Raw genomic sequence first — 11,539 nt, forward strand, 5'->3', positions numbered from 1 at the left:
GGCGGATCCCGTTCGGGCACGAGGGCCCCGGCCAGCCGAGCTGAAATCTCCCTGCTGATCTCAGTCACACGGACGCCCGGTTCGACACCTCTATGCATCGAACCCCGAAAAAGGAGGGCTTCCGCCATGTCGACACCGACCCCGCCTCAGCCGGAGACGCCCCAGGAGCGTCCGGCGCCAGCCACGGCCACCTGGCAGCTGTGGATCCTGACGGTCTGGCACCCTGCCCTGGGCATGGCGGTCGACCCCGTCGCCATCCTCGCGCTGGACACCGCCGAGGGCGCCGACCCGGCGCAGCACACCCTGTGGGTACCCCTGGTCTACGACGAGGCCAACCCCTGGCGCGAGCGCCTGGCCGAAGGCATATCCCCGGAGCGGATCGCCCGCTGGGAGGCGGAGGCCGGTGCCTGCCAGATCGCGCCGGCCGCAGTCCCCGAGGGCGCTGTGGACCTGCGCCATGCCGCCGAACTCCTCCTCGACGTGCTGCTCGGCGAGGTCATTCCCGCTCTGCCCCCGCGGACCGGTGCTTGATGGGTACCAACTCCAAGAGCTCGCACGCGTCGTACGCCATCGCACCGAGCGATGCCCCGGACGCCGTCGAGGGGCTAGGCGGGGCCGGGCAGGCCCCCGTCGCGGACGCACCCGAGCCCGAGCTCAGCGACGGCCTCGTCATGGCGAAGACCGAGCTGATGGTGGCCATGGACAACCTGGACGCACTCGAGATCGGCGACGGCGTCTCGACGGGAAACTACCCGGAGCTCCCCGACGACCCGGTCGAGCGGTACGAGATCTTCGCCGACCAGATCGCGGCCGCCCGCGCAGCCATCGAGAAGATGAAGGAGGAGGGCGCCAGCGACGAGGAGGTCAAGGCCCAGCTTGACGCCCTGCGGGCGCAGTCCCTCTCCTACCTCAACACGCTCGATCCCGAAGAGCTGCAGCAGATCGCCGCGGCCAAGGGATTCGAACACCCCGCGCTCGTGGGCCTGTCCGGGAAAGGCCAGCACCCGCTCGTCCACTGGCTGGACCCGTACTACAGCGACGACATCTCCTCGAAGCAGAAGATCCAGGCCGCCGCGCAGAAGAGGTACGAGCAGCTCGCGGCCGGCCAGACGGTCGCCGGCATGACCCTGGCCGACCTGCAGCAGATCGAGGGCACCACCAGCGTGCCCGAGAGCCCGCCGGGCACATGGACGGCGACACCCGAGCAGGTCAACGCCGCTCAGGAGGCATGGAACCAGGCCAGCCACGAGGTGGCCTACTCCAAGGGCGTCCTGGACAGCGAGAACCTGAAGAACCTCCTCGACGCAGAGAAGCAGGTCCTCACCGCGCACTCGCCCGATATGCCCGAGCTGGAGACCATCCAGAACCAGATCAAGGTGTGGACCGGGGACCCCCTGGCGCACGCCAAGATCAACACGGCGACGGTGAAGCCGCTGGTTAAGGACGCCCTGGCGTCCGGGGAGGTGTCGCTGACCGAGGCGCAGCACCTTAAGCCGGTCGAGCTCGTCGGGCTGCTGCGCACCGGCACGTCCGAGGCCGAGAAGGAGAGCCTGAAGGCGACCGCTCAGGGACGGAAGGACCAGCTCCAAGCCCTCGACACCGCGCTGGATGTTCACAAGACCGGCAAGCTCGACGTCCATACCGAGCTCACACTTCCCGACCTCGCCGGCAATCCCGAAGCCGTGTCCCAGGTTGCGGCTTGGGCAAAGAGCACCGGTGAGCTGCACACGATGCAGCAGGACGCGCAGGGGTGGATCCACGAGACCCTGCAGTCTCCGGTCGACATCGGCTTCGCCAACCCCGCGCTCCTCACCTCGCACACGGTCGACCCCAAGGCGCTGACGACCGAGGTGAACGCGTGGGCGAAGACCCAGAAGGTCGCCGATCTCCGGGCGGTCGCCAGTGAGCTGGGCATGCCGGACACCGACAACGCCAACCGGTCCCACCTGCAGAGCTACATCACGGCCAGCTTCAACCCGGCGCTGGACAAGGACGCGATCAACGCCAAGGTCCAGGCGGGCGTCGCCAAGAAGCAGGCCGCCGCCGCTGCCAAGGCGTCGGCGCCGCTCGCCTCGGACGAAGCGGTCAACGCCCTCAACGGCAAACTCGCGCCGGCCGCGGGGGCCGCCGCCGAGTCTGCCGCGGTCGGTGGCGGTCTGACACAGGAGAGCAAGGTCGAGGCCGCGATCAAGATGGGCGCCAGTCCCGTCCAGGCGCAGAAACTTTCCCAGGCCGCGCCCGCGGCCCCGGCGCCGAAGGCGATTCCGAAGGCACCGAAGAAGCCGGCAGCGCCGGGCTCGTTCAACGCGAAGGCGCAAGCTCTGGTCGCCGCCCTCCACCAGGCCAAGGCCACCGCACAGGATGTGCCGGCCCGCATCGACTCCGACGTAGTCGGCTCCTGGACCTTCGGCGCCGGAGCGCCGGCCAACCTCGGCGGCACCTACAGCAAGACCCTGCACGCGGCGCCGGACGGGTCTAGCTGGCTGTTCAAGGCCGACCACAACGGTGGTGTGATTGCCCACTCCGAAGCTGCCGCGTCCCACGCCCTGTCGTTGGCCGGTGTCCCCGCGGTCCCGGTGTACGTCAAGGAGATCGGCGGCAAGGTCGGCAGCGTCCAGCCGATGCTGAAGGGCGCTACCCATTTCTCCTCCGATCCGCACAAGTGGACCCAGCCGGAGGTGGACTCCATCGTGCGTTCCCACGTCGGCTCCTGGCTCGTCGGCGATCACGACGGCCACCAGGCCAACGTCCTTCGCACCGCGTCGGGCGGGCTGGTGCACATCGACCGGGGACAGGCCTTCAAGCACTGGGGCACCGACAAGCTCTCCCTCGGCTACGCCCCATCCGGCGGGGGCTCGTACGACCCAGTGCACCAGAAGCTCTACACCGCCGCGCTCGGCGGCAGCTTGGCCGACGGCGTCAAGGTCAACCCCGCCGTGGCCCACACGGTCATCAAGAACGTCGAGGCGATCCCGGACAGCCAGTGGCGCTCCATGCTCCACTCCACCGCGCACGAGGGCGCCAAGTCCGGCAGCGGGGTGCACTGGGTGCCCGCGATGCGCAAGCAGGCGGCCAAGAAGCATGGGATCCCGGCCGCGAAGGTCAGCACAGAGCAGATCGCGGAGGCTTTCCTCGACCACGCCGTGGAACGCAAGCACAGCCTTCGCACGGCATTCGCGGACTTCTTCGTCAAGGACCTGAACATGCCCCACGGGGCCTCGCTGAAGCACGGAGCTGAGTGATGGGCACGAATTCCAAGAGCAGCCACGAGTCCTACGCCGTCTCCCCGACGGTCGTGACCGAGGCACCGCCGGCACCCCCGAACCTCTCGGCCACGGCCCCCGAGCCCGTCATCGAGATTGACCCGACGATGCTGAACTCGCTCTCGGAGGCACTCGATTGGGGAGGGGAGATTCCGCTCGCCGAGCAAGGAGGGGCCTGGACGCTCGACGGTGAGCAGGTGTTCGGCACGCAGGCTGCCGGCGAGATGCCCGCCGCGGCGCCTCCGGAGACGGATGCCGCACCGGTGGAGGTGACCGTCGTCGACGAGGCGGACGATCTACCGGCTGCACCACAGGAGGGCGAGGGCGAGGGCGAGAACGCGGCCGTAGCTGTGGCGGAGGAGGCGGAGGGCACCGTCGAGGGGGTGGCTGGCGCGGGGCCGGCGGCCAAGGAGGAGGTTGAGGAGCTTGCCGAGGAGGAGCCGGAGCAGACCGACCCGCCGCTGACGCCTGTTCCGGAGGCTCCACCCGTCGGTGTCGCTGTCGGCACGCCGATCCTGGTGGGCGGCGAGGACTTCCTGAACTCGCAGGCAGCTCTGGTCTCCTACGTCTCGCCGGACGGGCCCCGCGAGGTGCTTCTCGCGCACGTGAGCGAGGAGGCCGAGGGAAAGCTGCTCGACGCGCTGAGCGTGTCGGGCACCAAGATGGTGGACGTGCAGGTCGAGGAGACGTCCAAGGAGCGCCTGGCCCTGGACAAGAAGGAGAAGCTCGCCGAGCTGGTGACCAAGGCGACCACCTCGGTCCAGCACAAGCTCAAGACCGGCGAGGCGATGTCCGAGGCGTCGATCCAGAAGCACCAGACGGCACTGGACGCCGTCAACGCCGTCCTGAACAAGCCGAACCTGACGGACGACGAGAAGGCGATGGCCCAGTACTACCTGGACCAGGTCAACACCGTCGGCGAGAAGATCCAGAACGGCGGTGCGCAGATGGCGCACTTCGAGGCGCACGGGCTGCCGGTCACCAAGATGGTGACCAAGCAGATACCCGCGCCGGCCGATGAGCCGGAGCCGGGAACCCTCGCGGCGCAGCTGCGTGACGCCAGCCGCATCAAGGCCTCGCTCGACGAGCAGAGCGGCGAGACGTCCTGGGACGGGAAGAGCCGCAGCAAGGCGAACGGAAAGGAATACGCGATCGACCTGGGCGACGGCTGGAGCGCGGTCTACCGACCGTACGCGGCCAACGATCCGAACAGCACGGAGTTCAGCATGCGGGGGCAGCTCGAAGTCCACGCTCCGGTCGGCGCCGGGCACGGCAAGCAGCTCGTGGACCGCCTGGAGCAGCTGCACCTGGTCAACGCACCGATGACTGCCGCCGAGGGCGAATGGACCTATCTGGCCAACAACGTGACGGCTCAGAGCCTGACGAACGCCCCCGGGATGAAGGCCGCCTTCGCCGAGGCCAAGGGACTGGGGGACCTGCAGGTGCAGGAGATCGTCCACCAGCGGGCCGAGTCGCTGATCGGGCTCGGGGAGGACGAGCTCCACTACCAGGTCAAGCGAATCCAGCTGGAGGCCGCGCAGAAGGTGCTGCCGAAGAAGGTGAAAGTACTCCGGGAGGCGGTGGCCAAGGCGACCGGCTTCGGTAGCGGGGATGCCCTGGCGACGAGCGCCGGGTACGACCCCACGCCGGCGACTTCCGGAGGCTGGCTGACGTGGTCCCGGTTCGACGTCACGGGCAAGACCGCGCACATCAAGGAGGCGTTCAAGGGACGGTCGCTGACGCACAGCATCGGCGGCGGCGACATGGTCGCCCTGTTCGGCACCGGTGTCCTCGCGTCCACGGAAAAGCGGGCGGTGATGGGCATCGGCGGCGGCGTCGGCATGTCCGAGCAGCAGGACAAGTACACCGGCGGAGCCAACTCCGTCTTCCTCCGTGTCTCGAACACCCCGAAGTCCGGCTTCGGCGGCCAGCTCATCTGGGACGACCCCTCCGTCTTGATGCGCCGGTCCGACTACTACGCCTACAACGGCGACAAGTACGGCGTCAGCCCGGACAAGAAGAAGGCCTCGGGCCTGACCCGCGACCCCCTGACGATCGCCACACACGGGGCGTCCAACAACGAAATCATGTTCCGCGACGGAATCGACCTGCTCGGCGCCGAAGCCCCCAGCCGCATCGTGTGCCACCAGCCACACCAGCGCACGGCCCTGCTGGAGTCGTTCAAGGCCCGCGGCATCACCCACCTGGGCGGCAAGCCCGTCGAGGATGTAGTCAAGACCAAGTAGTGGCCTCCCCCGTCCCATTGCACGCAAGGAGAACGACCGTATGAGCAGCACCTGGCAGACCCGATTCGCCGACCTGATCGCCGGCAACCACAGCGAGACCGGCGACCCGGTCGACGCCGGCGCCCAGCTGAGGATCATCCACGACGAGGGATACGAGGTCTTCCTGCAGGCCCTCGCCCGCCACCACCGCATGGAACGTGATGAGCCGCTGATATGGATACGACCTCTGGTCGGCGGGGGCGAGTCCGCTGAACTCGGCTACGTGTTCAACCTCAGTGCGGCCCGGCGCCGAGGGCTGAACTGGACACGGGCCCACCTGGAGGAGAACGGGGACGTGACACTGCTCCTGGAGTCCGGAGAAACCGCCATCATCCAGCCGGCCGAAGGGGAGCAGCTGGCGGAGCTCGAGCGGTGGGACCACTTCGCCGATCGCCTCACCCGCGAGGAGGAAGCCCAACTCAACGCCCTGGACGCGGACTCGTGGCACGGGCAGTTCTCGTGAACCACGCCACTGGCCGGGCCGCTCCGAGCGTCTTGGCATGATGGTTCCGCGGCCGGCAGCACGCCGGCCGCGGTCCGTCGGCTCCCGAGCCGGCATCGAGACAGGACAGGAGGTGGCAGCGTGCGCACCGAGCGACGACGCGGCGTCAGCAACTTCGACGGCCGGCGCTTGGCGCAGGCCCGTACCCGGAAGGGATGGACACCGAGCCGGCTGGCCTCCGAGGTCAACGTCACGGTGACGGTGCTGAACCAGTACGAGCTCGAGGAACGGTCACCGGAGCTTGGCACGCTGGCCCGCCTGGCCGAGGCGCTCGGCTGCCCCGTCGAATACCTCCGGCGGCCGGCCCGCGCAACTTTGCGTGATCTGCGCGAGCGCGCGGGTGCCGGCCAGGTGGGGGCGGCCGCAGCCACCGGTCTGAAGCGCAGCACGTACGCGATGCTCGAGCAGGGCCGGACCAAGACTCTGACCCCGCAGGTGGCCCACGCTCTCGCCGGGCTGTTCGACGAGGACGTCGACACCGTGATCGCCGCGCATGCTGAGGCAGTGGCCGGCCAGCTGGCGCGGCCGACGCCCCTGGTCCTGGAGGGTCGGCTTCTGGAGCGGCTGGCCACGCACTTCGCGATCGCCCCCGAGGAGCTCCTGGACCTGGCGCAGCGGCTGGCGGGCGACGGGGTCGGTGAGGTCGCGTGACGTACCACCGAGGGCACCCGCTGACTGTTGCGCGCCACGAGGCCTTGCGCAGCCCGCTTTCCGCGTGCGAATCGCTGCTGCCCGTGGACACGCGTTGGCTTCGGGCGCGGGCGGAACTGTTCAAGGAGGCTGCGGAGCGCCCGTTCGCCCTCACCTTCGACACAGCCAGATACGCCGAGGCCACCGGCCTGCCGTTCCACTCCCACTACGTGGCGCAGGTGTTTCGGGGCGAACCCGGGAGCCGGCTGAAGGTGCCGCTCATGGCGCTGAACCTGGCCCGGGTGGGGACGAGAGCGGACGCCGACCGTGCCCTCGCCCATGAGTGCATGCACCTACGGGTGCCGTCCTACGGGCACAAGCTCGAGGCTTTCGCCTGCGCGCAGGACATCCTGGACCGGGTGGGTTCGCTCGCCGCATAGGGGGTCGGCACGATGCCCTGGCGCCGCTCGCGGGATATCGGGCCGCCGCTGTGCGACACCAGGCGCTACACGTCCGGGTTCGGCCGCTGGTGGAGTTCTACTCCCCAGAAATCAGAAATTGCTTAATTCTATGAAAGTCGGTATGGTTCTTTCTGTGAGGGCGAGAACGCCCCACTCCGAACCACCCTGTAGGAGCCGCCTCGTGCGGCTCGCCCCTCCGCCACTCCCCCTGGCGGCGGGGCCACGTGGCCCGGACCGGACTCACCCCTCCGGCCGGTCCGGGCCGCGCCCCCTTCTGAGATCGGCATCGAGGAGACGACGTGTACGGAACCATCAGCCCTGATCTGGACGCGATAGAGGAGGCGGCCCGTCGGGCCGCGATCGCTCGTGCCGCCGGTCTGCCCACCACGGCACCGACAGGAACGAAGCCCTCCATCCTGGGTGCGGACTCCGAACGAGAAGGCGTGGCAGCGGTGTTGCGCCACCGACTCGGCCTGGAGGACAAGGTCCGGCTGAGCGTCTACGACGACGTGGACCACCGACTCTTCCCCGGCACGCGGTACACCCGCGCCACCGGCATCCAGCTCTCACACGGCCGCGAGGGCTACGCCTTCATCGCCACCTACGAGGCAAGCGAACCCCGTCTCACCTTCAGCGTGATCGCACCCAGCCCGGACTGCCTCGCGTCGGTCCCGCGCGTGACGATCGACAACCTGGCGGACTTCGGCGACTGGCTCCTTGGGGCACGGAGCGCGAACGAGGCCCAGCAGTTCCGTACCTCCCCCGTCCACCGCACCGGCTGCCCCGTGCGCGGCAACTGACCTTCCGTCCGTCCGCCACCGGAGGCTACCTCCTCTCCGGTATCGACCCGCACTCCCTTGGCGCCCCTGGCTCTTCGAGTCGGGGGCGCCCTGCATGAACGGCGCACCGCACCCCACTCGCCGGCGTATCCCGGCCGGACAAACGACCGCCCCCAAGTCGGCGCGAGCCCGCCTTGCCGACGGTACGGCGCCTCCCCGGACACCCGCCCGCCCCCAGAAGCGAGAGCAGCCATGGACTCTGCCCCTGTCACCGCAGTCGTGCGCGTGAAGGCGATTCGAACCGTCGTGCACGACATCACCCTCATGTTCAGCCTGCCGTACGGCCTCGCTGCCCAGCCCGGGGCGATCCGTCGTTACATCGAAGAACTCCAGCCGGGCGTGCTCGCCGCGGCGTGCACGGACGCCAACCTGGACCAGGTCGCCGACATCGCCCTGGTCGAGGTGCTCGGCGTTGCGGCTCCTACCGAGGAAGCCGGCGCCGGAGTTCGCGATGGTCGCTGAATCCCACGGCCCGTTCGGCTGCGCGATGCTCGCCCCGGGGGAGCGCAGCCCGACCCGGAGCCGGTCCGCGCGTGACGACGGATTTCGCGAGCGACTCGCCGACTGGCTGCTCTTCATGGTTCCGCTGTTCATCGCGGAGCAGCGCAATGCCTCCCCCGAGGAGATCGATCGGGCCCGGGCCTACGCGCTGGAGCAGATAGCCAGCCACGGCGACGACCTCCAGTTCGGCGGCAAGCACCAGGGCTCATCCCGGACCGCCCTGGCCAAGGGCTTCGCGATCCTCGCCCGCGCCGAAGGCGGGGTCACCGCGCTCGGCGTGCACGCGTGCACCGCCCCGCACCCCCACTGCCCGCAGCGATCTGACGCTCCTGACCTTACGAAGGCGATGAAGTGAACGACACTTCCGAGATCACCGAACCGCAGAAGGCGAGCGCCCGGAAGTGGCTTCTCACACAGAATTCCCAGCTCCGAAAGGAGGGTATCTTCAATTGGACTCTTCCAGCTTTTGCCGTGAAACTTCCGGATGGCACAAATTTCAATGTATGCCCACAGGCGTCACTAATGTCGAGGCCCTCATCACCGCCGGGTACTCCGATCAGACCGAGCCCGACCTTCTCGCTGTGCTCAGCAAGTCCCCCCTTGTTGGGATTCCAGCCAATCGGATCCCGCATCTCCTGAAGCGTCAGGGGGAGGAAACCTTCGGCAGTCTCCAGCAGGCGCTGGACTCCAAGCTGGCGGAGAAGAAGAAGCGAGCCGCAGACCGGTCCTTCCGTTTGGCGTCATAAATTCGGCCGCCGTCGTGGAGGTGAGGGCGGGTCCAGCATTCGGCTGGGCCCGCCCTCCCGGCGTTCCCGGCGCCTCACACGCGCCACGCCGGCCGGATTGCGAAAGTCTATGAGTTTGGATAATCTCGCTCGCGAGGCCCCCTGCGCCTCACGGCCAGCGCACAAGAGCGGCCGGCGGAAGGATCCGCCGACCGTGACCACAAGCAGAGCCCGGTCATCCCCGCGCGGGGCCAGCCGGCACTACCCGCCGGCCCAGCTGGCCCACCGATGGAGCGACCATGATTCCCGCAGGTTCAGAGCGCAACCACACCAACTACGACAAGATGGCGGCGCGGTACAGCGTGGACCGCACCGCGGCCGCGAAGTGGTCCCAGGAAGAAGGGTTCCCGGACGTCCTGTTCACCGCGGGCCAGGGCGGACTGCAGATCTACGACGAGGATCTTGTCGACGACTGGGTGCGCGAGCACCACCTCGGCCCGTGGCTGCAGTCGCAGCAGGGCAAGAAGAACCCCCTCGACCTCCCCAAGGGCGGTCCGCGCGACCTCTTGACGCTGCGCCGGATCGGAGAGCTCGAGGGCCGGGCACTGAACCGGGACGCCACGCCGATCGCGACCCTGCGCAGCTACCTGTCCCCGTCCAAGGGGATCCTGGCGCCGGCCGACCGCACGCCGGATGACGGCAAGCAGCCTACGGTCACGGAGCCGATGTGGTTCCGCGAGACCGCCTACGCCTACATCGGCCGACCGCGCCGGACTCGCCGTGCGTCGCCCGCCACCGCGGGGCAGACGAACGAGCGTCCGGCTGGGCAGCCGCCGCGCGCGGGCGCCGGTGATGCGCTGCTCGACCTGGACCTGCCGGCAGGCTCGGACACGGACCTGCTGTCCCTGCAGGAGATCGGGGAGCTCGACGGCGAGGCGCGCGGCCGCGGGAAGGACACCACCGTCGGCACCCTGAAGAACTACCTGTCCCAGAAGCTGCTGGCGAAGGCGGACCGGGTGCCCGGCGACGGCCAGGAGCCGGCCGTCGACGAACCGAAGTGGTACCGCTCCACCGCCTACACGTTCATCCGCCGCCCCGGCCGCCTTGGGGCAGCTGCCCGTGCTCCGCGCGCGGTCGCCGAGGAGCGGGGCCCGCTGCGCGAGGACTTGAAACTGCCGGCGGGTGCGGACACCGACCTGCTCTCCCTGCAGGAGATCGGGAAGATCGACGGGAAGGCCCGCGGCCGCGGCAAGGCCACCACCGTGACGACCATGCGGACCTACCTGTACAACGGGCTGCTGGCGAAGGCGGACCGGGTGCCCGGCGACGGCCAGGAGCCGGCCGTCGACGAACCGAAGTGGTACCGCTCCACCGCCTACACGTTCATCCGCCGCCCCGGCCAGCTCGGCGGGGCCCGCTGATGGCCTACGATCCGGCGCCGCGGCGCCGGGCGTCGGCGTCCCAGCCCCACGCTCAGCACGACAGGATGGTGGAACGATGAGCCCCAGCAGGCGTTCCGCGCCCCGGATCGACCGCGCGGGAATCGGCGAGACCTACGGTGAAGTGCCGCGGATCGTCGATGCCTGGGTGAAGTTGCTGAACTTCCCGAGCCCCGTCGTCGACGGGGAGTGGGACGCGCAGCAGGTCGACGACTGGGTGAAGGCGAGCCGGCCTCAGTCCTGGCCGGCCCGGAGCGTTAAGTCGGGCACCGCAGCGTCCGAGCCGGCGGTGCAGGGGGAACCTGAGCTGGTCGCCGAGGCAGCAGAGGGCCTCGGCGGGGGCGACGAGCTTCTGGGGAAGGCCGGCCTGGTGCTTCGGTATCAGGTCTCCGAAGCGACGGTGGGTACGTGGACCCGTGTCACGGGCGCCAACGTGTTCCCGGAGGAGGCTGAGCCCGGACGCTGGCGAGCCGGTGTCGTCGACTCGTGGGTCGCGAAGCACCGGGCGCACGTCTGGGCGGAGATCACGGGCGAAGGCCCCAAGGTCGTGGTCGCGCCTCCGGACGGGGACCCGAAGGACCTCTACGATGTCGGCGGGTACGGCGAAATCCTCGGCAACGCGACCCGGGGCAAGCCGCTGCCCCGCGCGACGGCGCAGACGTACAAACGGCAAGGGCATTTGGAGCCGCCGGACCGTAGGCCGGGCGACCGGAAGAAGCCTGAGGTCTTCGAGGACATGTGGTTCCTGGAGACGATCACCAGGCACGTGTACTCGCGCAGGGGGCAAGGGCGACTACGTGCCGGCCGGACCCGGCGCACGCACAAGAAGAGCTGACCGTTGGTGATGTGGCAGCAGAACGGGGCGTGGGCCCAGGGACTTCTCCCTGGGCCCAC

The 11,539-nt window shown here is 69.2% G+C and carries 13 protein-coding genes; all 13 read left to right on the top strand.

The window, feature by feature from the left end:
* Positions 1-126 precede the first annotated feature (126 nt).
* The 13 genes from AB0D66_RS28365 (at position 127) to AB0D66_RS28425 (ending at position 11,480) form a co-directional block, all read left to right on the top strand.
* Positions 127-531 (top strand): hypothetical protein, encoded by a 405-nt coding sequence (locus AB0D66_RS28365; protein WP_362309423.1) that lies wholly within the window; start codon positions 127-129, stop codon positions 529-531.
* Positions 531-3,242 (top strand): hypothetical protein, encoded by a 2,712-nt coding sequence (locus AB0D66_RS28370; RefSeq protein ID WP_362309425.1) that lies wholly within the window; start codon positions 531-533, stop codon positions 3,240-3,242. Before AB0D66_RS28365 ends, AB0D66_RS28370 begins: the two co-directional genes overlap by 1 nt.
* The gene (locus AB0D66_RS28375) at positions 3,242-5,509 is read left to right on the top strand and encodes a hypothetical protein (protein WP_362309427.1); all 2,268 of its coding nucleotides are present in this window, start codon (positions 3,242-3,244) and stop codon (positions 5,507-5,509) included. The genes AB0D66_RS28370 and AB0D66_RS28375 overlap by 1 nt, the downstream gene beginning before the upstream one ends.
* Positions 5,510-5,549: 40 nt before the next feature.
* Positions 5,550-6,011 carry a hypothetical protein gene (locus AB0D66_RS28380; RefSeq protein WP_362309430.1) on the top strand — a complete coding sequence of 154 codons (462 nt, stop codon included), beginning with the start codon at positions 5,550-5,552 and terminating at the stop codon, positions 6,009-6,011.
* A gap of 120 nt (positions 6,012-6,131) precedes the next feature.
* Complete coding sequence (locus tag AB0D66_RS28385) at positions 6,132-6,701, top strand: helix-turn-helix transcriptional regulator (RefSeq protein ID WP_362309433.1); 570 nt, start codon at positions 6,132-6,134, stop codon at positions 6,699-6,701.
* 83 nt (positions 6,702-6,784) lie between these two features.
* A complete protein-coding gene (locus AB0D66_RS28390; RefSeq protein WP_362309436.1) occupies positions 6,785-7,120 on the top strand; it encodes a hypothetical protein in 336 nt (111 codons plus the stop codon).
* Positions 7,121-7,584: 464 nt separating this feature from the next.
* Positions 7,585-7,941 (top strand): hypothetical protein, encoded by a 357-nt coding sequence (locus AB0D66_RS28395; RefSeq protein WP_362309439.1) that lies wholly within the window; start codon positions 7,585-7,587, stop codon positions 7,939-7,941.
* A gap of 264 nt (positions 7,942-8,205) precedes the next feature.
* Positions 8,206-8,442, top strand: coding sequence for a hypothetical protein (locus tag AB0D66_RS28400; protein ID WP_362309442.1), 237 nt, complete (start codon positions 8,206-8,208; stop codon positions 8,440-8,442).
* Complete coding sequence (locus tag AB0D66_RS28405) at positions 8,432-8,836, top strand: hypothetical protein (protein WP_362309445.1); 405 nt, start codon at positions 8,432-8,434, stop codon at positions 8,834-8,836. Before AB0D66_RS28400 ends, AB0D66_RS28405 begins: the two co-directional genes overlap by 11 nt.
* Entirely contained in the window at positions 8,833-9,120 is a 288-nt protein-coding gene (locus AB0D66_RS28410) for a hypothetical protein (protein WP_362309447.1), read from the top strand. The genes AB0D66_RS28405 and AB0D66_RS28410 overlap by 4 nt, the downstream gene beginning before the upstream one ends.
* Positions 9,063-9,227: a hypothetical protein gene (locus tag AB0D66_RS28415; protein WP_362309450.1), complete on the top strand. Its 165-nt coding sequence runs from the start codon at positions 9,063-9,065 to the stop codon at positions 9,225-9,227. Before AB0D66_RS28410 ends, AB0D66_RS28415 begins: the two co-directional genes overlap by 58 nt.
* A 278-nt stretch (positions 9,228-9,505) precedes the next feature.
* Complete coding sequence (locus AB0D66_RS28420; protein WP_362309453.1) at positions 9,506-10,627, top strand: hypothetical protein; 1,122 nt, start codon at positions 9,506-9,508, stop codon at positions 10,625-10,627.
* A gap of 76 nt (positions 10,628-10,703) precedes the next feature.
* Positions 10,704-11,480 (top strand): hypothetical protein, encoded by a 777-nt coding sequence (locus AB0D66_RS28425; RefSeq protein ID WP_362309456.1) that lies wholly within the window; start codon positions 10,704-10,706, stop codon positions 11,478-11,480.
* Positions 11,481-11,539 lie beyond the last annotated feature (59 nt).

The organism is Streptomyces sp. NPDC048270, assembly GCF_040652335.1.
GTDB lineage: Bacteria > Actinomycetota > Actinomycetes > Streptomycetales > Streptomycetaceae > Streptomyces.

Excerpts from the sequence above, each read along its gene's own strand:
- AB0D66_RS28365 (WP_362309423.1), top strand. The coding sequence starts at position 127 with ATGTCGACACCGACCCCGCCTCAGCCGGAGACGCCCCAGGAGCGTCCG.
- AB0D66_RS28420 (WP_362309453.1), top strand. The coding sequence starts at position 9,506 with ATGATTCCCGCAGGTTCAGAGCGCAACCACACCAACTACGACAAGATG.
- AB0D66_RS28375 (WP_362309427.1), top strand. The coding sequence starts at position 3,242 with ATGGGCACGAATTCCAAGAGCAGCCACGAGTCCTACGCCGTCTCCCCG.
- AB0D66_RS28405 (WP_362309445.1), top strand. The coding sequence starts at position 8,432 with ATGGTCGCTGAATCCCACGGCCCGTTCGGCTGCGCGATGCTCGCCCCG.
- AB0D66_RS28370 (WP_362309425.1), top strand. The coding sequence starts at position 531 with ATGGGTACCAACTCCAAGAGCTCGCACGCGTCGTACGCCATCGCACCG.
- AB0D66_RS28380 (WP_362309430.1), top strand. The coding sequence starts at position 5,550 with ATGAGCAGCACCTGGCAGACCCGATTCGCCGACCTGATCGCCGGCAAC.
- AB0D66_RS28425 (WP_362309456.1), top strand. The coding sequence starts at position 10,704 with ATGAGCCCCAGCAGGCGTTCCGCGCCCCGGATCGACCGCGCGGGAATC.